The 19,769-nt window shown below is 45.7% G+C and carries 19 protein-coding genes; 12 read left to right on the forward strand and 7 right to left on the reverse strand.

All coding sequences use genetic code 11. From position 1 onward, the window contains the following. Positions 1-435: 435 nt before the first annotated feature. Positions 436-1,524 (forward strand): HAMP domain-containing sensor histidine kinase, encoded by a 1,089-nt coding sequence (locus KWJ01_RS00280; RefSeq protein ID WP_224994266.1) that lies wholly within the window; start codon positions 436-438, stop codon positions 1,522-1,524. Between the two features lie 79 nt (positions 1,525-1,603). Then, entirely contained in the window at positions 1,604-1,906 is a 303-nt protein-coding gene (locus KWJ01_RS00285; RefSeq protein WP_224994267.1) for a hypothetical protein, read from the forward strand. Positions 1,907-1,919: 13 nt separating this feature from the next. Here the strand turns inward: KWJ01_RS00285 and KWJ01_RS00290 are convergent, their stop codons facing one another. From KWJ01_RS00290 to KWJ01_RS00320, 7 genes are all read right to left on the reverse strand, one after another. Beyond that, positions 1,920-2,339, reverse strand: a complete 420-nt coding sequence (locus tag KWJ01_RS00290) for a response regulator (protein WP_224994268.1) — start codon at positions 2,337-2,339, stop codon at positions 1,920-1,922. Positions 2,340-2,494: 155 nt separating this feature from the next. After that, positions 2,495-2,920: a response regulator gene (locus KWJ01_RS00295; protein ID WP_224994269.1), complete on the reverse strand. Its 426-nt coding sequence runs from the start codon at positions 2,918-2,920 to the stop codon at positions 2,495-2,497. Positions 2,921-3,117: 197 nt separating this feature from the next. Beyond that, the gene (locus KWJ01_RS00300; protein ID WP_224994270.1) at positions 3,118-3,522 is read right to left on the reverse strand and encodes a hypothetical protein; all 405 of its coding nucleotides are present in this window, start codon (positions 3,520-3,522) and stop codon (positions 3,118-3,120) included. A 210-nt stretch (positions 3,523-3,732) separates the two neighbouring features. Then, positions 3,733-4,161: a response regulator gene (locus tag KWJ01_RS00305; RefSeq protein ID WP_224994271.1), complete on the reverse strand. Its 429-nt coding sequence runs from the start codon at positions 4,159-4,161 to the stop codon at positions 3,733-3,735. Positions 4,162-4,214: 53 nt separating this feature from the next. After that, entirely contained in the window at positions 4,215-4,754 is a 540-nt protein-coding gene (locus KWJ01_RS00310) for a response regulator (RefSeq protein ID WP_224994272.1), read from the reverse strand. An 846-nt stretch (positions 4,755-5,600) separates the two neighbouring features. Beyond that, positions 5,601-6,668 carry an SDR family oxidoreductase gene (locus tag KWJ01_RS00315; RefSeq protein ID WP_224994273.1) on the reverse strand — a complete coding sequence of 356 codons (1,068 nt, stop codon included), beginning with the start codon at positions 6,666-6,668 and terminating at the stop codon, positions 5,601-5,603. A 73-nt stretch (positions 6,669-6,741) separates the two neighbouring features. After that, entirely contained in the window at positions 6,742-7,092 is a 351-nt protein-coding gene (locus tag KWJ01_RS00320; protein WP_224994274.1) for a helix-turn-helix domain-containing protein, read from the reverse strand. A 223-nt stretch (positions 7,093-7,315) separates the two neighbouring features. On the opposite strand from KWJ01_RS00320, the gene KWJ01_RS00325 reads away from it, so the two are divergent. The 10 genes from KWJ01_RS00325 to KWJ01_RS00370 all read left to right on the forward strand — a co-directional run bounded on the left by KWJ01_RS00325 (position 7,316) and on the right by KWJ01_RS00370 (position 19,742). After that, positions 7,316-8,719, forward strand: coding sequence for an NtaA/DmoA family FMN-dependent monooxygenase (locus KWJ01_RS00325; RefSeq protein ID WP_224994275.1), 1,404 nt, complete (start codon positions 7,316-7,318; stop codon positions 8,717-8,719). 32 nt (positions 8,720-8,751) lie between these two features. Further along, positions 8,752-9,543 (forward strand): NADPH-dependent F420 reductase, encoded by a 792-nt coding sequence (locus KWJ01_RS00330; RefSeq protein ID WP_224994276.1) that lies wholly within the window; start codon positions 8,752-8,754, stop codon positions 9,541-9,543. Between the two features lie 39 nt (positions 9,544-9,582). Beyond that, complete coding sequence (locus KWJ01_RS00335) at positions 9,583-10,329, forward strand: NADPH-dependent F420 reductase (protein ID WP_224994277.1); 747 nt, start codon at positions 9,583-9,585, stop codon at positions 10,327-10,329. A 31-nt stretch (positions 10,330-10,360) separates the two neighbouring features. Continuing rightward, positions 10,361-11,107, forward strand: coding sequence for an NADPH-dependent F420 reductase (locus tag KWJ01_RS00340; protein WP_224994278.1), 747 nt, complete (start codon positions 10,361-10,363; stop codon positions 11,105-11,107). Between the two features lie 224 nt (positions 11,108-11,331). Next, a complete protein-coding gene (locus tag KWJ01_RS00345) occupies positions 11,332-12,345 on the forward strand; it encodes an LLM class flavin-dependent oxidoreductase (RefSeq protein WP_224994279.1) in 1,014 nt (337 codons plus the stop codon). A gap of 544 nt (positions 12,346-12,889) precedes the next feature. Further along, positions 12,890-13,180, forward strand: a complete 291-nt coding sequence (locus tag KWJ01_RS28170; RefSeq protein WP_370634612.1) for a DUF6660 family protein — start codon at positions 12,890-12,892, stop codon at positions 13,178-13,180. Positions 13,181-13,303: 123 nt separating this feature from the next. Further along, positions 13,304-17,656: a CusA/CzcA family heavy metal efflux RND transporter gene (locus KWJ01_RS00355; protein WP_224994281.1), complete on the forward strand. Its 4,353-nt coding sequence runs from the start codon at positions 13,304-13,306 to the stop codon at positions 17,654-17,656. Between the two features lie 2 nt (positions 17,657-17,658). Next, positions 17,659-18,888, forward strand: coding sequence for an efflux RND transporter periplasmic adaptor subunit (locus KWJ01_RS00360; RefSeq protein WP_224994282.1), 1,230 nt, complete (start codon positions 17,659-17,661; stop codon positions 18,886-18,888). A gap of 17 nt (positions 18,889-18,905) precedes the next feature. Beyond that, the gene (locus KWJ01_RS00365; protein ID WP_224994283.1) at positions 18,906-19,319 is read left to right on the forward strand and encodes a Fur family transcriptional regulator; all 414 of its coding nucleotides are present in this window, start codon (positions 18,906-18,908) and stop codon (positions 19,317-19,319) included. A 69-nt stretch (positions 19,320-19,388) separates the two neighbouring features. Continuing rightward, positions 19,389-19,742 (forward strand): NAD(P)-binding domain-containing protein, encoded by a 354-nt coding sequence (locus tag KWJ01_RS00370; RefSeq protein WP_224994284.1) that lies wholly within the window; start codon positions 19,389-19,391, stop codon positions 19,740-19,742. Positions 19,743-19,769: the final 27 nt, after the last annotated feature.

The raw sequence follows: 19,769 nt of genomic DNA on the forward strand, positions 1-19,769 counted from the left end.
CCCCGGTGGATTTCTTCCACCATCTGGCGCATTGAAAGTTCATGCTCTTGCATGCGTAGCTGAAAAAGTTCTACCATAAGTTAACCATTTTTGTGGTCAACTTTTTTCAGGACAAGTCACCCTCTTATTTCGTCAGCGAAAAAAATTAGGCTATCCTAAAAAGTCTAATCATAACCTATCTTCCTTTTAGGAAGGAAATGTGTTGAGGGGTGTCACCAGTATAGGCAGTATTTCCTGAAATGTTACTATTCTATTTCTATTACAGGCCTGGTTAGAACAGCTGCTGCCCCGGAACTTGCAGGTAAATGTTTTTTCCCTTTATCAAGTGCAGTTAGTAGTTATAACTGAATAGAACACCTTACGTACTCTATATATTATTTAGTTTTTTTTATCTGCAGCTGTTGGTACAGCATACAAACATTAACAGGCAGCCTAATGGATTCTTCGACCGTTTCTTTAGACGATTTTGCTTCAATCGCCAATCACATAACTTTTATCTATGATATCGAAACTGACAGCTTTACCTACTTTAAAAGGCCAGTAAAGCATATATTAGAGGGAATTAGTAAGGATTACATACTTAGCCAACCACAGCAGCTAATATCTCTTGTTGATCAATCTGATAAGGAGTTCGTTCTTTTTTCGGTTGCCAGAATAGCAGAAAACGGAATTCCCATCGATATAGAATTTCGCCTGTTCATGCCTGACCAAACCAGAAAATGGGTGCGCATGCAGGCTCGTTTGTTGAAAAAGTATCTGCCGGAAAAGAAGCTTATAGCCGGTACGCTTGAAAACATAACCGACCGCAAAGAGTACGAGCTTGGCCTTTTCTCTATCAAGGAACAAAAAGATGTGGTACTGCAGATCTTAAGCCATGATTTGAGAGCTCCCATCAATACAATCACACTGGCATCACAGGTTCTGGAGCGGGAGCTGCACACGGAAGAAAATGAAAAGGCGCGTAAGGTGCTTGACATCATTAAAACTACATGCGCCAACTCCTTGCGCCTGATCGATGATGTGTTGAGAATTGAATACATAGAAAGCCAGGAGCTGGAAGTTAAGCGGGTAAGAACAGAGCTGGTGACTAGGCTCCAGAATCAGATTTCAGTCTACGAACTGCTTCCTCACGAAGAAAAGAAGTTCATCCTGAAAACCAGTAAAGATGCCATTTATGCTTTTGTAGATCCGGCCAGATTTACGCTTGTCACGGAGAATCTTCTTTCCAATGCCTATAAGTTTACTGATAGAAGGGGACGAATTGAAGTTACTTTAGCGGAAGAGGCGGACAAAGTGCTGCTATCAGTAGCTGATAATGGAATCGGCATACCGGAGATGATGAAGCCTCTTATTTTTGATAAGTTCACAAAAGCCCGCAGACCAGGTAACCAGGGGGAGAAACCGGTAGGCTTAGGAATGAACATCGTTAAAACCATGGTTGATCAACTTCAGGGCCGAATCTGGTTCGAAAGCCAGGAAGGCAAAGGCTCTACTTTCTTTGTTGAGTTGCCTAAAGACCATTAAAGTTGTAATGGCCGGAAGTATCTTTGCCAAGATTTAGACACTTAAGATCCACAAAGTAAAGGGAGTATTGCAGCACCTTATGGATAGTATTGTTCCTTCTAACGTGAACCTGGAGAGGATGCACCGGATCATGCAGGTGAAATTCGGTGTGGATCTTTCTGAAGAGCAGCTAGGTAGACTCCTACAGGCGCAATCAGAAATTCTGAAAAGGGCATTGCAGAAAGAAGAAATTGATTTATCTGCCTTAGATTTATTAATTGATTCTGTTTCTGAACAGATTACCGGCATGCGCTATCATACTGATAAAAGCACTTCCTATTATAAGGAGCACTATCAAAAAAAGTTAAGCGAGAATAAAATTGCATTCTTCAGTAGGATATGATCTGGACTCTCTGCTAGATTTTCCTGATCAGGTTGTCGATGTCCAGCTGGCGTAAAGGTTTTTCCAACACTTCAACTACTTCATAGCCTTTTGACAGTTGGACCTCTTTATCTGTTTTGTGCGAGGTAACTACTACAAAATTGGTGTTGGACAGGTTTATATGGCCCTTCTTGTTTAATTCCCGCAAAAGATAGAGCATTTCATAGCCGCCTAAACCAGGCATATCAATATCTACAAAGATCAGATCCCGCGAATTGTTCTCCCCTTGAGGAGTCTGGCCATATCTGGCTTTTAGAAACTGAAAAGCTTTTACGCTATCGGAAAACACAAGTACCTCATCGGCCAGTCCCATATGCTCTAAAAGGCGTTTGGAGACCATACCTATGATTTCATCATCATCAATAAATATTATGTTCTTAATCTTAGTCCCCATAGAAGTCATTGAAGAAAATCTCTGATAAGTTGGCTCCTCCACACTCCCCTTGTATTATCAAGCGGATTTCAGGTGACGTTGTTCATATAAAGAAGTACTTCCTGTTGAACGTGCTGCCTAAAGGCAATGCATCTTTAAACCATCAGGTTCTGCTTTTACTTTAGTGCCCCTACCTCTGACAGGATTTCGCGCACCTTCTCCTCTGTCAGTGGCTTGGAAAGGTAGGCGTACAATTTTTCTTTATGAAAGGTAGCTCTTCTCTGATCAAGTGGATTCAAGGAAGCGGAAAGCATAATGATCCGGAATCTGCTTCTATCAATGTCTTTAAGCTTATGGAGCTCTTCCAACAATTCAAAGCCGTTCATTAAAGGCATTTTGATATCTACAAAGATCAGATCTGGCTGGCCATGCTTTGGCAGGGATGTGCTGGAGTAGTGGGTAGCAATGTAATCTAAGGCTTCCTCTGCACTCTGCAAAGCCTTAACTTCTTTTGCGATACATAATTCCTCTACTAAGGTGGTATTGAGGAACGAGCAGATGATATCGTCATCCACGAATAAAATCCTATCAATCTTTACCATTAGTAAATGGTTTATGGTTTCGATAATCTGTTTTTCTGTTACCTGCCGGAAAGAAATAGCAGAGGAAAAAAGAAGCGAAGCACCTGGGAAGCGCTTCGCTTATAGATGAAAAGTGAATTCTAGATATATGGGACCTGAAAAAATGGGATTGTGCGTCCCCAGGCATTTTCATCCTATAGACAGAGTGCAGGAACCTCTTATTCTTCCTGCTTAGTGGCAGCAGCTTCATTTTTTGAAGCAACATTTCCCTTCTCGTCAAAGAAAACAACAAGCGTAGGCTCTGTAGCAGCGGCATCACCTGCAAAAGCTACTTCGTACTGAACCGCTGCTGCTTGTGAGCCTTCTTGAGGTTGTACTTCAGTGATTGATACTATTTTCAGTGCTTTGAACTCATCGCCTTTGAGGTTTTGCTGAACAGCTGCAGGCAGCTCTTCTACTTTCAGGGTACGGCGGCCTGCCTCCTCTGGCTTATTGGACATTTTATCTACAGTAATTGACTGTTCAGTGGCTGCTGCTGTTTCTTCAGTTTGAGGAGCAGTTTGAGCGAATGTTACACCCATTCCAAAAGCAAGTGCTACAAAAGTTAAAAAGGTCTTCTTCATGTTATTCTTTCTACGGTTTAAAAAATATTCTGGAAGAACAATAGGAAAAGACCATGCCAAAATAGAGCCTCATTTCATAACAAGCATAGACACAGTGTCTTAGCTATTTTTTTGGGATTGAAGCCTCTTTTGCTTTTTGTAGAATGCCTCAACAGCTTGTAGAGCGATTCAGCTAAAAAGTGTGGAATCGGGCTTTCCCCTGGGACTAAACTACAGGTGGGGATATCGCTGATGGAATCGTTTTACCACATCAATCACCTTGTCAGGATTCAGGGGTTTGTTCAGGTACCCTTGCACATTGTAACTTTTAGCCTTTTCCCTGTCTCTGGTGTGCAAAGAAGAAGTGAGAAGTACAATAAATAGATTTTCTCTGTCTACTGCCGGTTCCTCTTCCAACTGTTCTAAAATCTCAAAGGCGTTGAAAAAAGGCATGTTTAAATCCAAAAATATGATTGCTGGACAGGCATCCACTCCAGCCCCTTTGTCACCACATTTTTCTTTTAGGTAATTCAGCGCTTGCTGTTCATCATCCAAACAGGTAATGCCTTCTGATATTTGTAGTTCTTCTATTATGGACCTGTTAATAAAACAGGTAATATCATCGTCGTCAATGAATAAAATGTTCTTGATCTTTTTCATGCTGTTAGATTAAAAAATAGGCGTTGACCTTTCAGCACAATAAATCGCCTAGGCTATGCCTCATTTCTCTTGTTGTGCTCTTTAGAAGCTTCAGCTTTAGGCCTTTCCAATGGAATCCGATTTTTAAAGCCAGTATTTGCCGCTATACCTTGCTTAACCGACACCTTATCAGATTGCAAAGACAAGAACTGATTTACCAAAGCAGATACTTTAGTTTCGGTCAACGGTTTGACTAAGTAACTGTAAACCTTGTGTCTACTAGCCAACTCCATATCTAAGGGATGCATAGAAGTAGTTAGCATGATTACCCTTTCTTCCGCCAGTGCATTGCAGCTATGCATCTTTTTTAACTGATCCAGAAATTCAAAGCCATTGAGCCCAGGCATGTTGATGTCCAAAAAAATAAGATCAGGGCAAAGAGTAGTTTCACCTGACTGGGCAGAGCAGGCTTTTTCCAAATAATCCAAAGCAGCTTCTGAATCATAGATACATTCCACCTTTTCAGCCACTTGTAAATCATCGATAAGCACCTTGTTGAGGTAGCTACAGATCTCATCATCATCTATTAGTAAAATTGTCCCGAGCTTCTTCATTAATTCTACACCTGCTTGAAATCCCTCTCTAAATCATCTCTTTAGATTCAGTTACTGCTTATACGAAGCTTTAATTTCTAGGTGACAATAATGATAGATGATAGTCTAAAAATGCAATTCCGTAGTGGAAACTTTCTCTTTGTTGATGGATAGGATAAGAACAGACAAAACATCTTAAACAACTGTTCCTGGAAAATTACGTATTGAGGCTTTGTAAGGTAATTAACTACTCCTCCTCAATCAAAAACCAGGCTACTCTGTCATGCGGCCTGGTTTTTATGTTTATCTGGATTAGAATATATTTTAAAGAATTAGCATGCGTTCAGCAGCTGCCTAATAACGTTGGAAAGCTTAAAAGGCTGTAAAAAATCTTTTGCTTCAACTCAACGTGCACTCTACGTGAGGATTGTTCCTCTATGGAACTCTACCTCCACATTCTTCTCCATTTTCAAAGTCGCCATCGCCTTGCATATTCCATTCAGTCTTCCCTAAATAGATTACACTCAAACATTCGTTTAAGTGTAATTAGTAATTAGTGACCCGTTCTAAAAAGTGTTGACCGTTTGTTGCAAATACTGATATAAGTTGACCATCATAATTTAGTCCTCATTTTCACTGACCACATCTGATGATGAAGTTTGTAAAATATAAGGAACGTCCTTTACCGTTGTAGAGTCTGCCAGGGCAGAAAAGGGCATTGTGGCTACTAGTGTTGGTCATTAACCTTCTAATCTAAAAGCAAAGATTGTCCATTATTTATCTCATCCTAATTCAGCCTATTTGATCTTTCAGTCCTTATCGATGTTCCTGCTGTACGATCGTTTCTTTTTATGTGATGAAGGGGCTTCAGGGAATCAAGCGGTCTTTACGCAGTTGTTTGAATAGATCGAAAAACGACTCTTCCGTTTGCTGATAGATGTTGAAGCCTAACTTGCGGCTCTTGGACATGTCAGTCATGACCTCAATCGGTCGCCCTAGATCCAGATCAGTGTGCCAGGGTGATGCCAATCGATTCAGATCTGGTTCTGCCAAGCTGTACCGCTCTGCAATCTCACGCCACACGGTACCATCCTGGGCCATTTGATCCTCCAGGGGATGAATGATACCATCAAAGCCAACAGGTGCCACACCGAACCAACCAGCCAGGCGCTTCCACAGCCATTTCCAGCGAAAGTATTCTCCATTCACTACATTGAATGCTTCATTATGGGCTGCTTGCGTAGTGACTGCCCATATTAGGTGTTTTGCAAGCACCCGGGCATCAGTCACATCCGAAAGGCCGTTCCATTGCGCTTCTGATCCAGGAAATCGGAATGGGCGATTCGTTTCTTTGCAAATAGTGGCGTAGACGGCTAAAGTTGTGCCTAGATTCATCTGGTTGCCTACCGCCTTTCCAATAACTGTGTGCGGACGGTGAATGCTCCAGGTGAAGCCATCACGGGCAGCAGCGGCATACACTTCATCTTCCTGCGCATAATAAAAGTTCTCTATATCCAGCCGGGGCTGCTCCTCGCGCAAGGGTGTTTCAGGCAAAAATCCTTCTTTTGCATAGGCTTCAAAAGGCCCCAGGTAATGCTTAAGTCCAGTTACAAGGGCCATGTGCTGCACCGAATGTTTTGGTGCCAAGGCATCCAGCAGATTACGAACCATCGCTGCATTCACCCTGATGTTTTCTGCCTCAGTTTCCATGCGCGTCCAACTTGTAAAAAACACGTGCGTGGGCGCAACATCGGCAAGGGCGGCTGACAGGCTTTCAGGGCTAAGAAGATCTGCTGCAACTGGGCGTAAACCTTCTATGAGTACGTTAGGATTTCGAGCCAGGCCAAAGGTAGTCCACCCCTGCTTTACCAGTTCCTCTGCTAGGTTGCTACCCGTGATCCCGCTTACACCCACCACTAAGGCTATTCTGTTCATGATGCTTTTCCCGCTTTTAAAATTCATCTAAAGCTTATAGTACGACTTTTAGCTCCAGGGGGCTATCAGCAAATCATTCTTTATCAAAGATTCTCTTCCGGTGGTTCAACCCCCAATGCTTCAAAGAATCTATAATGGGAGTTAAGGTATGAGCATAGGGTTCGGGTTTATACAGGATCTTCACCGGGTAATCATCTACGATCACTCGCTTGATGAGTTGGTGCTGCTCCAGGTCCTTGAGTTCCTTGGCCAGCACCTTTGGGGTAATCCCGGGGATACTCTCCTGTATATCGGTGAACCGCTCATTGCCCGTCATGACAGAGATAATGATAGGCAGCTTCCACTTGCCATTAATTACGTCGATCGCATCCCGCACCGGCTTTACCGTGTCAAGGCAGGATAGATATCCCATTTTATTAGCCATAGATCTATCTATAGAGGTATTTCACTTTCCTTTAGGAAAGTACTATACAAAGGAAAGTAATAATTCGTAAATTTGCAATAGCTGATGAAGATAGACTATCAACAAGAGGGAACGTTGCTCTTGTAGCTCTTCAAGAACAAAGGGAGATGCTACAACGAATCTGGATACAGATCATAGTGGCTGCTTAACTCATGTGTAATAGATATATTTTAAAATTTAAGGCATGGACTCATCTAGAGAAATAATAAAAAACAAAAACAACGCTAAGGCAGGTAAACAAATGCTCATCGGTTTGCACCTGGGAAACGGATATGGCTCTCAACCGGGAGCCTGGCGCATGCCGGGAGTTGATCCTAAAAATTATACAAGTTTTGATGCGCGAGTCAAACAGGCTCAAGCAGCAGAGCGTGGTAAGTTTCAGTTTATATTTTTGCCGGATGGCCCTGGCGCTATGCTAACTGATCTGGAAACTGAATCGCCTAGTTTTAATCTTGATGTGATGCTTACCCTTGCCGCTGTCGCACGCGAAACCAAGCGCATTGGGTTAGTCGCCACGGGTTCTACCACATTTAACGAGCCTTTCAACCTTGCAAGACAGTTCAAGGCGCTCGATGTCATGAGCCATGGCCGTGCGGGTTGGAACGCAGTTACATCAAGTGGGGAGGATGTCGCAGCAAACTACGGAAGAAGAATTCCGTCCAGCGAGGAACGCTATGGACGTGCACATGAGACAGTCCAGCTCATCCAAGAACTTTGGGGCAGTTGGGGGAAAGAAGCTTGGGTGCATAACCAGGAGAGCGGGCAGTTTGCAAAGAAAGAGCAGGTCGTTCCCATCAATTACAAAGGCAAGTTTGTGGGCTCACGGGGTCCGCTCTACATTCCTCCATCGGAACAAGGCCAACCCATTATCTTTCACGCAGGAGGTAGCCCAAATGCGCATGAGTTGGCCGGTCGCTTCGCCAATGTAGTAATTGGAGCGGCATTTACCATTGAAGATGCACGCGCTCAACGAAATGCATTCAGAGAGGCGGCAAAGCGTTACGGTCGTAACCCCGACGAGATCAAGTATATTCCCGGCCTTATGACCACAATTGCCAAGGAAAGACGCACGGCACTGGATCGCAGAATCAAACTCACTGAAGGCCTCATCCCTCAACGAGCAGCGTATCTTCAACAAATGCTCGGCATACCGCTTGACCTTAGCCGCTTAAACGAACCGCTTTCAAAAGAACAACTGGACGCAGCGCGCCCATCGCCATATGACCCTCGTTCCCGCCATGCCCTGAAGGTCGCAAAAGAAGGGTGGAGCCTGCGCAATATAATCGCTCATGGTGTGATTGATTATCATCCCGTGATTGTGGGACCGGGTATTGAGGCCGCCGATCATATGCAAGCGTGGTTTGAGGCAGGTGCCGCCGATGGATTCTGGATTTCCCCCGACATTAACGAAGATGGCATCGATGCCTTTGTGGATGAAGTAGTTCCAATCCTGCAAGAACGTGGGCTCTTCCATCAAGAGTATGAAGGCAAGACTTTACGCGAAAATCTTGGTGCTCCTGATCAGTATGGTGTTGACTCTCGTGTTTCCACACGGCGCAATGAGACCCCAGAAATAAGTAATAATTAACCTTCAATAGATTATACTAAAATAGATAAAATATGAAAATTGGAATCATTGGCGCCGGAGTAATTGGCAAGACATTAGCCAAGAAGTTTAGTGCAGCCGGATATAAAGTTACACTTGCAGATGCCAGAGGCGTGGAAAGCATTCAATCAATTGCTAACGCAGCTGGTGTAAGAGCAGTGGATGTAGATGATGTTACAGAGGATGTGGATGTACTTGTCGTGTCTATTCCATTTGGCAATATTCCAGACCTGGCAAAAACACTGCAAGGCAAGATAGCCGATCATGTAGTGATTGTTGAAACGACTAACTACTGGCCGCACCGGGATAATAAAGTAGAAGCGGTTGAAAACAGAATGGTGAATAGTGTATGGGTGCAGGAGCAGTTCGGCCGACCGGTAGTAAAAGCGTTCAGCAATATTGGTGCATACAGTCTGGCTGTAGAAGGTAAACCCAAAGGAAGTAAAGACAGGATTGCACTGGCCGTCTCCGGGGATGAACAAAGATCAAAAGATGTGGTGCTAAGCCTAGTAGATGACGCAGGTTTCGATGCACTAGATGCTGGACCGCTGGAAGACTCCTGGCGCCAACAGGCTTGCTCCCCCGCCTACTGCACAGACCTCACCCTGCCTGAGCTTATAAAGGCCCGGTCATCAGCCGAAAGAGAAACACTACGAGAAAAGCAGGACCTGTTATTTATCAAAATGCAGGAGATAGGCGGCGAATACTTTAAAATCATCTTATCAGGAGATTACCCTGAAGGGTTTGTCGACCATGCTGTAGACATCGTCCGTGAGATCAACAATCTGCCATCAAGAAAGAATTGATCACCAACAAATTACTATCAATTACATTAAATATAAGATATGAACATAGGAATCATTGGCGTAGGCCATATCGGTAAAACCTTAGCATTGAAATTGAGTGCGGCAGGGCATGAAATACATGTTGCAAACTCCAGAGGCCCGGAAACTATAGGCACGGAAGTGCTTGCTACTGGTGCAAAAGCGGTTACAGTTCAACAAGCTATATTAGAAAAGGATGTGATCATCATATCCATTCCCCTTAATCGCATTCCTGCTATTGCGCCCCTTTTAGCTGGCGTTTCAGATGAAACAGTTGTGATTGACACCTCAAATTATTATCCGGCACGTGACAATAAAATTGAAAGTATTGAGGCTGGGCAGGTAGAAAGCCTATGGGTGCAGGAACAATTAGGGCGCCCAGTGGCAAAGGCATGGAACACTATTGGTTCAGATTCCTTTGCAAAGAAAGGTAAACCAGCTGGAAGTTCTGACAGAGTCGCTATCCCTATAGCAGCAGATCGGGAAATCGACCGAAAGGTGACTATGACACTGGTAGAAGAAACCGGATTCGAAGCATTTGATGCTGGTTCATTGATGGACTCCTGGCGTCAGCAACCAGGCGCACCAGCTTACTGCACCGACCTTGCGTTGAATGAACTTCCGGCCGCCATTGCGGCAGCTGACAGAGCGCGATTACCTAAACGCCGCGATTTAGCAGTGGCAGCGTTTCAGGAACGACTTGGAGATGCCACTACTAACCCGGATGCAGATTACGGTGTCCGCTTAAGCCGGGTATTATATATGTAGGTTGATTTCACGTTAAATAAAACAGCTAAATATGAAAATAGGAATCATAGGAACAGGCGCTATTGGAAGTATCCTGGCAAAAAAACTTTCTGCTGCAGGTCATCAAGTAAAAGTCACTAATACCAGGGATATGGCCACACTTAGAGAAATAGCTACCAATTTGGGTGCCCAGGCGGCTAGCCTCGAAGATGTGGTAAAAGAGGTGGATATCATCATATTCTCCATCCCTTTTAAAGCTTATAAGGACCTGCCCAAGAATCTGCTTCAGGACGTACCTCAGAAGGTCACCATTATGGATACATCAAATTATTATCCTTTTCGTGATGGCCAGCTTACTGGCCTAGAAGGCAAGACTGAAAGCGAATACATTTCTCAAACATTGGGAAGACCAGTGATCAAGGTTTTCAACAATATCATGGAATACACCCTGAAACATAAGGGGAAAGCTGCCGCAGAGGAAGGGAGAATAGCTATTTCAGTAGCGGGTGATAACGAGGAACATAAAAAAGTGGCCGCTGAACTGGTAGACCAGACGGGCTTTGATACCGTGGACGGCGGAAGTCTTGCCGAATCATGGAGGCAGGAGCCGGGTACTCCCGCCTATTGTACCGAGTTGGATGCAGCAGCATTGAAAGAAGCACTTGCTGCAGCCGAAAAGGGAAAAGCCCCTGCCGTAAGGGATGCGGTGATGGGCAAATTTCAGAATTCAAAGCTTTTTCCTTCAAACGAAGAAATGGTTACCATAAACCGTTCCACTGCCGCTGGAGATCTAAAGTAGGCTTATCTATTTATTGTACTTGACCGAAGGGCTACTATCAGCATCACTGTGTCACTCACTTTTGCTTGTATTAGCCCTTTGGCATGGATTCTATACCTGCCCCTACTAAACCACAAAAAAGGATTGAGATACCAACAAACCTAACATGACCAATTAACATTAGGTTAGAAAATAGCTCCACTGGTTACACAGAACAACTAAGAATTTCGATAGCATTGAAAAATATGAATAATCAAAAGATAGCCTATTCCATTTTAGAACTTGCCATTGTGTCGCAGGGGGAAACCATACAACAGACCCTGCATAATTCATTGGCGTTGGCAAAAGAAGCGGAAGCACATCACTACAAACGTATCTGGTTTGCCGAACATCATAATTCAGATAATATTGGCAGTAGCGCTACCTCCCTGCTCATTGGTTATGTGGCAGAAAATACCCATACCATCCGTGTAGGTTCGGGCGGTATTATGCTTCCCAACCACTCTCCCTTGATTATAGCAGAACAGTTTGGAACGCTGGCTCATTTATATCCTGGCCGAATCGACCTAGGCATTGGTAGAGCCCCTGGTACAGACCCTCAGACAGCCCAGGCCATACGCTCAGATTTTATGAAGGCCGCACACTCATTCCCCGAAGAAGTGGCTAAGATCCAGCGATACTTTTCATTGGAAAACAAAAAATCAAGCGTCAGAGCAGCCATTGCTGAAGGCACGGATGTACCGCTGTATATATTAGGCTCCAGCACCGATAGCGCACATTTAGCGGCAAAAAAAGGATTGCCATATGCTTTTGCCAGCCACTTTGCATCGACGCATTTATACGATGCTTTACGGATCTATGAGCAGGAGTTTCAGCCTTCCGAGTTTTTAGATAAACCCTATACCATAGCAGGGGTGAATGTTTTAGTCGCTGATACCGATGAAGAAGCTGAAAAACTATTCACTTCATTAATCAGAATGTTTGTGGGTGTATTAACAGGATCCAGAGAACCATTACAGCCACCAACTGAAATGACTGAAGAGTTAAAACAAGTACTGCAAAATCCAACTTTAAACCAAATGCTGAAATACTCTTTTGTTGGAAGTAAGCAAACAGTAAAAACGCAAATTCAGGAATTTCTGAAAGAAACGGGAGTGGATGAATTAATAACTGTTTCCACCATGTACAATCTAAATGAACGTTTAAAATCGACCAGGCTGTTTGCAGAGATCATGAAAGAAATAAACGAAGACAAATAATAGGAAGGTTATTATTTAATAGCGAACTATGCCCCTTTTATGCTTCGGGAGCATTGAGGACAGGACAAAGCAGCAGTTGTTATCCTGGGGTAGATACAACAACAAAAACTGTCAATTTTTTCAGGACGAGTCATGGTTTTTCAGGATGTGAAAAAATCCAGTTTAAGAACTATTGCTAAATATTAGAGCTGTCTAAATATTTTGATTTAGGAGCATGATCTGGTGATGGAGTATTGTCTCTAGTTATAGGCAGCTTAGGGTAATTAAGGATTGCTAAAGTGTAGTGTTCTGATATTTCAATAGAAGAGGTACCTAGTTTCCCTAACAAAACAGAGAAAGCAAAGACTAAAAGAAATGTTCTTGCTAGATCGCCAAGGCAATATCAGCTGGTTTCTTTGTTTGACATGCACTGATGGTTCAGTAGACTTTATTGTATCCAGTATCGTTAAATGTTAAGTCAAACAGTTTTTGCAATTTAGTTGCACTGTTTTTATTGGTATCTTTGCCTCTGATGAAATTTGCGTCCATCATATTAGCTTTTTTAATGTTGTTCAGTGCACTGGCACCTTGTAGTGATCAGGGCTCCTTTGATTCCTTACAACAAGGGGGCGTAGAACTGGTGCAACAGGATAATGGCCATCAGGATATGGGCGATCAGGCAGATCATTGCCTGCCTTTTTGCAGCTGCCATTGCTGCCATTCTCATATTACCTTCACCCATTTTTTCATAAGCCTGCATAAAGAGCAGCCTGCTGGTTCTACTTATCAGTCTTACTTGTTTCAGGCTCCTGTTACCCCTTCCTTTAGCATCTGGCAACCGCCCAAGCGTGCCTAATTTCTTCCCCTTCCGCAGCTCCACCATTGAGCTGCAGCTTTCTTATTTACTGATTAACAAAGAGTAATACCATTGCATTTCTTTATAGGAAATGCAGCTGGCACTCATCTGTTTTACATCACCATGATAGATAATATAATCGCCTATTCTATTAGGCATAAGCTGGTTATTGGCTTAGGTACGCTGGGGCTTATCATTGCAGGTTTCTGGGCTATGCAAAAAGTGCCGGTCGATGCCGTACCCGATATCACCAACAATCAGGTGCAGATTATCACCGTTGCTCCAACATTAGGCACTGTAGACGTTGAACAATTCATTACCTACCAGGTAGAACTGGCTATGGCCAATCTGCCTGGCGTAGAAGAAATCCGTTCGGTTTCCCGATTCGGGCTTTCAGTTGTGACAGTCGTTTTTGAAGACGACATGGGCAACTTCCTGCCGCGTCAGCTGGTGGGAGAAAAGCTGCTGGAAGTAAATGAAGCCATCCCGCCAGGCATGGGAGAACCTTTTATCGGTCCCATCTCTACAGGGCTTGGAGAGATATTTCAGTATACCCTGGAAGTAGATCCAGCTTATAAAAACCAGTATTCGGCTGCCGAGCTACGCAGCATCCAGGACTGGATTGTAAAGCGCCAAATGGCCATGGTGCCGGGGGTAGTGGAAGTCAACAGCTTTGGTGGCCAGCTCAAGCAATACGAGGTTGCGGTAGATCCTGACAGGCTCCGCAGCATGAACCTTTCCATTGCAGATGTATTTGAAGCCATCAGCCGCAACAATCAGAACTCGGGGGGAGCCTATATCGAGCGGCAGCACCAGGCATACTTTATTCGCTCTGAAGGGCTGATAGAAAGCATCGAGGACATAGAAAGCATCGTAGTAGATACCAGAGAAGGCATTCCCCTACTAGTGGGCGATGTAGCACAGGTGGGGTTTGGCAGCGGCATCCGCTATGGTGCCCTGACTAAAGGGGGTAAGGGAGAAGCCGTTGGTGGTATGATCCTAATGCTGAAAGGTGCCAATTCTAACGAAGTAATTGAGAACGTGAAAGAGCGCATGCAGCAGGTTGCAGCCTCTCTGCCTGCAGGTGTCAGCATAGAACCTTTTCTGGACCGAAGCAGCCTGATTAGCAACACAACTTCAACGGTGTCCACTAACTTAATTGAAGGGGGACTGATTGTAATTTTTGTGTTGGTGCTCCTTTTGGGCAATTGGCGGGCGGGCTTACTAGTAGCCACCACCATTCCTTTGAGCCTGCTGTTTGCCTTTATCATGATGTACTTTTTTGATGTATCCGCCAACCTGATGAGCCTGGGAGCCATCGACTTTGGTATCATCGTTGACGGGGCCGTGATCATTGTAGAAAGCGTAGTGTTTGTTTTTGCTACCCAGTATAAAGATCGCAGCAGTCTAAGCCAGGAAGAACGTGATGCAGTTGCCTATAAGTCCAGCAAAAGCATGATGAATTCTGCTTTCTTTGGGCAACTGATCATCCTGATCGTGTTTTTGCCAATTCTTACCCTGGAAGGAATTGAAGGAAAAATGTTCAGGCCCATGGCTCTTACCTTTGGCTTTGCCATCATCGGAGCCATGATTCTTTGCCTTACCTATGTGCCCATGATGTCAGCCCTGTTTGTACGCAAGGGTAAGGGTTCAAGAATTGAGATAGGAGATAAAATCACCGGCTGGCTTGAGCGAAAGTTCAGGCCGCTGCTGCATAAAAGCCTACAGAGAGCCAAGATAGTATTGATTGGAGCTGTTGCCTTACTGGCCCTGACGGTGGTAGGATTTCTGGGGCTTGGCGGTGAATTTTTACCGCAGCTCGACGAAGGAGATATTGCTTTCCATGCCATTTTAAAACCAGGCAGCAGCCTGACGGAAACAACAGAAACAACCACCAAAATAGAGCGCCTGCTGCTGGAGCAATACCCCGAAATAAAACAGGTTGTCAGCAGGATTGGTGTAGCCGAAGTGCCTACCGATCCCATGCCCATGGATCTGGCAGACATCTTTGTGATTCTGGACGAAGAAAAGGGAATTGTCAGTGCTGATAGCAAAGAGGAACTTATCGAAGATATGAAAGCTACGCTCAACATCATTCCAGGGGTAAGCTATGAATTTACCCAGCCCATTGAAATGCGCTTCAACGAGCTGCTGACGGGGGTGCGTGAAGACATTGCCATCAAGCTATACGGAGATGATATGCAGGTACTTTCCCGTAAGGCAGAAGAGATTTGCCGCATCGTCAGCACCATACCTGGCGTTGCAGATTATAAGGCCGAAGCCACTACCGGCCTTCCCCAAATACGCATTCAGTACAACCGCCAGAAACTGGCGCAGTACGGTCTTGATGTGCAGCAGCTGAACACCCTGGTAGAGACTGCCTTTGGTGGTGGTCAGGCAGGAGTTGTCTTTGAGGGAGAAAGGCGCTTTGGCCTGGTGGTACGCCTGCAGGAATCCCTACGCCAGCAGCAGGGTACGCTGGAAAATCTATATGTGACCCTGCCCAATGGCAGCCAGGTGCCCTTGAAGGAAGTAGCCCAGATCAACTACGAACCAGGGCCAATGCAGATAGGCCGTGAGAACACCAGCAGACGCACTTATGTTGGCATCAACGTGCGGGGAAGAGATGTAAAAAGCCTGGTTGAGGAAATTCAACAGCGGCTGGATGATGAACTGCAGCTGCCTGCCGGATACTACATCCGCTATGGGGGAGCATTCGAGAACCTGGAACGGGCAACAGCGCGGCTGCAGATTGTCGTGCCCGTAGCCCTGCTGCTGATCTTTATGCTGATCTTTTTTGCCCTGGGTTCCTTTAAGCAGGCCATGATCATTTTCATGGCCATACCGCTGGCAGCCATTGGGGGTGTATTGGCACTCTGGCTTCGGGATATGCCCTTTAGCATATCGGCAGGCGTGGGATTCATTGTGCTCTTTGGTGTAGCCGTTCTCAATGGCCTTGTACTGATCAACAGCCTGAACGAGCTAAAGGAAGAAGGCGTGGCAGACTTACAGGAGCGTATTTTAGGGGGTACTACCCGCAGGATTCGCCCCATCCTGCTTACGGCTTCTACTGATATATTAGGCTTTTTGCCCATGGCACTTTCTACTTCTGCCGGTGCAGAAGTGCAGCGGCCCCTGGCAACGGTGGTCATCGGTGGCCTGCTAACTGCTACCCTGCTTACCTTGTTTGTGCTGCCCGTACTCTACCAGTGGCTAGAGCGTAGAAGAGGAAATGGGAGTAGTATGATTGGAGCACCTGCAGGAGCAGCGATTCTGCTGCTTATGCTGATAATGGCTGCTCCGGCTGCTACCCAGGCGCAGGAGTTGCCGGTAAAAGACAGTGTAAGCCTTGAAGAAGCCCTTGCACTGGCCAGGGATAAGTACCCGGCTCTAAAGGCTGCTGCACTTGAAGTAGAGCGGCAGCAGGCATTGCAAAAGGGAAGCCTGCAGTTAGGCTCCACGCAGATATTCACCGGGGGCGAAGAGTTAGGCAATGCCAATGGTGGGGTTTATACGCTGATAGGCATAGGTCAGCAGGATATTGATGTGTTTTCTACCGGTGCTCGTAAAAAGCTGCAGCAGGAGCAGACATCCGTGAGCCTTCGCCAGCAAGCACTGGTAGAGCAGCAGATCCTCCAGGAAGTGCGCCAAACGTTTTGGCAGGCTTATGTAGCACAACAGCAACTCCAGCTGGCCCTTGACCTGGACAGCCTGTATGGTGAGTTCAAACGGGCAGCCCAGATCCGCTACGAAGTCATGGCCACGGGTAAACTGGAACTTTTAACGGCACAAACCGAGTACAGCCAGGTGCTGGCCATGCGCGCTCAGGCACAGGCTGCTTTTCGGGCAGCGCTGGTACGCCTCACCCAATATACAGGCACTCCCATAGAAGGCGTGGTGGTACCAGGAGAACTGCCACTGCCGCCTGCTACTGAATTACCTGATTCCCTGCCTGCTGCTATTCCGCAGCTTGCAGTTGCAAGTGCTCAAAAAAGTGCGGCTGAAGCACAAAACCAGCTGTTAAAGCGGGAGCGCCTGCCTGATTTAAACCTGCAGGCAGGCCTGCAACAGGTAGATGGAGAAAGAGGGTTTTACACCTATCAGGCTGGCATAAGCTTTCCTTTGCTTAACCGCAGCCAAAAAGCACAGGCAAGGGCTGCAGGCATCCAGGTGGAAATCCAGGAGCAAAATCTCCAACAACAGCAGCTGCAGGTGAGGGCTACTTATCAGCAGCTTCTCTTAGAGTACAGCTCTCTCTACCAACTATACCTGAACTATCAAACAGAAGTACTGCCGCAATTGCAGGAGCAGGTACAAGCGGTACGCTTTGCCTACCAGGAAGGTGCCATTGATTATATTGCTCTCAACCAGAACCTGCAGGGTGTTGCACGCATGCGGCAGGCTTATCTGCAAACACTTGAGCAACTTCTGCAGGCACATGCGCAACTTCAATTATATATACCCCAAAGCCGATAATCATGAAATCTATCCATATAATATCTTACCTGTTTATTACCCTGTTGTTGGCTTCCGGCTGCAATCAGCAGGCCCCTGAAGAGCAGCACAATGAAGCAGCAGAAGAAGCCAGGCACACAGAAGAGCTAGTACGTTTATCCCCTGCCCAGGCAAATGCCCTGGAGCTCAAGGTAGGGCCGATTGAGCAGCAGCAACTTACTTCCAGTATTGCCACTACTGGCTATCTTGAAGTACCGCCCCAGAACTTTGCGCGTGTAACCGCTTATGTAGGCGGAAATGTAAGCCAGATTGAAGTCATTGAAGGAGATCGGGTGAAAAAAGGACAGCCCCTGGCTTACCTGGAACATCCAGATCTTGTACAAATGCAGATGAATTATGCAGAAGCAGCCAGCCAGCTGCAGTTCCTGGAGCAGGAATACGAGCGACAAAAGCGTCTATTTGAAGCTAAAGTGGGTTCTGGCCAGCAGTATCAGCAGACCCTGGCAAATGTGAAGGGACAACGAGCCCGTGTGGAAGGACTTCGCCAGCAGCTGAACATGATTGGCATCAATCCATCTGCTGTTCTGGCAGGCAATGTATCACGAAAAGTAGCAGTTGTATCCCCCATCAGTGGATTTGTCAAGGAAGTTGAAGTGGCCCTGGGACAGTATGTACCCGCCCAGGAAGATATGTTTGAGGTGGTAAACAACGAGCACGTACATGTTGATTTGATGGTCTTTGAGCAGGATGTACAAAAGGTACGGGAAGGCCAGCTGGTGCAGTTCCAGGTCGGAAACAAGCCTGATACCACCTACACTGCCAAGGTTTTTGCGGTAGGCAAAGCTTTCGAAGATAATCCTAAAGCAGTGCATGTACATGCCGATATTCAGGGAGATGCGCACAATATGATCCCAGGTATTTATGTCAGGGGCCACATCCTAACGGGTGAATCCACGGTTGCTGCACTGCCGGAAGAGGCCATTGTACAGGAAGGAACCCAAAGCTATATATTTCTGAAAGTAGAAGCACCGGCAGAACATCATGAAGAAGAAGCTACTGCCAGTGCTGCAGCTGTAGATGAAACCAAAATGTTTTACTTTACCCCCGTTGAGGTAATTACAGGCGAACGTGCCATGGGCATGGTAGCCATTACACCGGCCAAACCCTTACCGCAGGGAGCCGAGGTAGCCAAAAATGCAGCCTATTATCTGCTGGCCGAGATGCAGAAAGGCAAAGCAGAACATGCTCATTAACCATTAACAGTATTGCAATGAAAATAAAAGAATTAGAACAGCTGCTTTCAGCCAGGCACATCAAGCCTACTGCCATGCGCCTATTGGTGCTGGAGTACCTGCAACAGCAAAATGCTGCTGTTAGCCTTAAAGAAGCAGAGGAAGCATATGAGAAAGCTGATCGAATCACCCTCTACCGTACGCTGAAGACCTTTGAAGAAAAAGGACTCATACATCATATCGACGACGGTAGTGGCGCAACCAAATATGCGCTTTGTGAAGAGGGGTGTCAGTGTGCACCTGAAGACCTGCACGTTCATTTTCATTGTAATAGTTGCCAGAAAACCTTCTGCATGCCTAAAGTAGCTATTCCTGCATTTCAGCTACCGTCCAGGTTTAATTTGCAGGAGATCAATCTAATGGCAAAAGGTATTTGCGCCGACTGCTTCTAGATTGCAATACCGTTGCATGCCCTACCAGGCTACCTTTGCCTGTAGAGATGCTAATAAAGATGATTGGCTATGGTACTAGATGTTATTGTGATCGGGGCAAGCCAGGCAGGACTGGCAATGGGCTACTTCTTAAAACAAAAAGAACTTTCTTTTGCTATTATTGGCAGGGAAAGCCGCCTGGGCGATATATGGAGAAACCGCTATGATTCTCTTGAGCTGTTTACCCCTCGCTGGTTAAGTGCCCTTCCAGGCATAGGGTTGAGCGGAGATCCAATGGGATATGCTGGCAAGGATGAAATTTCTGATTATCTGGAGCAGTATGCCAAAAAATTCTACTTGCCCGTACTCCTGCAAGTTGATGTACATCGGCTGGAAAAAGGGGAAGCTTATTTACAGTCACTACCAGTAAGGGCGAATACATAGCCAGGCAGGTGGTTGTAGCCACGGGGC

This window comes from Cesiribacter sp. SM1 (genome assembly GCF_020178975.1).
Lineage (GTDB): Bacteria > Bacteroidota > Bacteroidia > Cytophagales > Cyclobacteriaceae > Cesiribacter.

Bases quoted from the DNA above. Each gene is read 5' to 3' on its own strand.
- KWJ01_RS00355 (WP_224994281.1), top strand. From the start codon at position 13,304: ATGATAGATAATATAATCGCCTATTCTATTAGGCATAAGCTGGTTATT.
- KWJ01_RS00325 (WP_224994275.1), top strand. From the start codon at position 7,316: ATGGACTCATCTAGAGAAATAATAAAAAACAAAAACAACGCTAAGGCA.
- KWJ01_RS28170 (WP_370634612.1), top strand. From the start codon at position 12,890: ATGTTGTTCAGTGCACTGGCACCTTGTAGTGATCAGGGCTCCTTTGAT.
- KWJ01_RS00300 (WP_224994270.1), bottom strand. From the start codon at position 3,522: ATGAAGAAGACCTTTTTAACTTTTGTAGCACTTGCTTTTGGAATGGGT.
- KWJ01_RS00315 (WP_224994273.1), bottom strand. From the start codon at position 6,668: ATGAACAGAATAGCCTTAGTGGTGGGTGTAAGCGGGATCACGGGTAGC.
- KWJ01_RS00370 (WP_224994284.1), top strand. From the start codon at position 19,389: ATGGTACTAGATGTTATTGTGATCGGGGCAAGCCAGGCAGGACTGGCA.
- KWJ01_RS00280 (WP_224994266.1), top strand. From the start codon at position 436: ATGGATTCTTCGACCGTTTCTTTAGACGATTTTGCTTCAATCGCCAAT.
- KWJ01_RS00285 (WP_224994267.1), top strand. From the start codon at position 1,604: ATGGATAGTATTGTTCCTTCTAACGTGAACCTGGAGAGGATGCACCGG.
- KWJ01_RS00295 (WP_224994269.1), bottom strand. From the start codon at position 2,920: ATGGTAAAGATTGATAGGATTTTATTCGTGGATGACGATATCATCTGC.
- KWJ01_RS00310 (WP_224994272.1), bottom strand. From the start codon at position 4,754: ATGAAGAAGCTCGGGACAATTTTACTAATAGATGATGATGAGATCTGT.
- KWJ01_RS00305 (WP_224994271.1), bottom strand. From the start codon at position 4,161: ATGAAAAAGATCAAGAACATTTTATTCATTGACGACGATGATATTACC.
- KWJ01_RS00365 (WP_224994283.1), top strand. From the start codon at position 18,906: ATGAAAATAAAAGAATTAGAACAGCTGCTTTCAGCCAGGCACATCAAG.
- KWJ01_RS00320 (WP_224994274.1), bottom strand. From the start codon at position 7,092: ATGGCTAATAAAATGGGATATCTATCCTGCCTTGACACGGTAAAGCCG.
- KWJ01_RS00290 (WP_224994268.1), bottom strand. From the start codon at position 2,339: ATGGGGACTAAGATTAAGAACATAATATTTATTGATGATGATGAAATC.
- KWJ01_RS00340 (WP_224994278.1), top strand. From the start codon at position 10,361: ATGAAAATAGGAATCATAGGAACAGGCGCTATTGGAAGTATCCTGGCA.
- KWJ01_RS00345 (WP_224994279.1), top strand. From the start codon at position 11,332: ATGAATAATCAAAAGATAGCCTATTCCATTTTAGAACTTGCCATTGTG.
- KWJ01_RS00360 (WP_224994282.1), top strand. From the start codon at position 17,659: ATGAAATCTATCCATATAATATCTTACCTGTTTATTACCCTGTTGTTG.
- KWJ01_RS00330 (WP_224994276.1), top strand. From the start codon at position 8,752: ATGAAAATTGGAATCATTGGCGCCGGAGTAATTGGCAAGACATTAGCC.
- KWJ01_RS00335 (WP_224994277.1), top strand. From the start codon at position 9,583: ATGAACATAGGAATCATTGGCGTAGGCCATATCGGTAAAACCTTAGCA.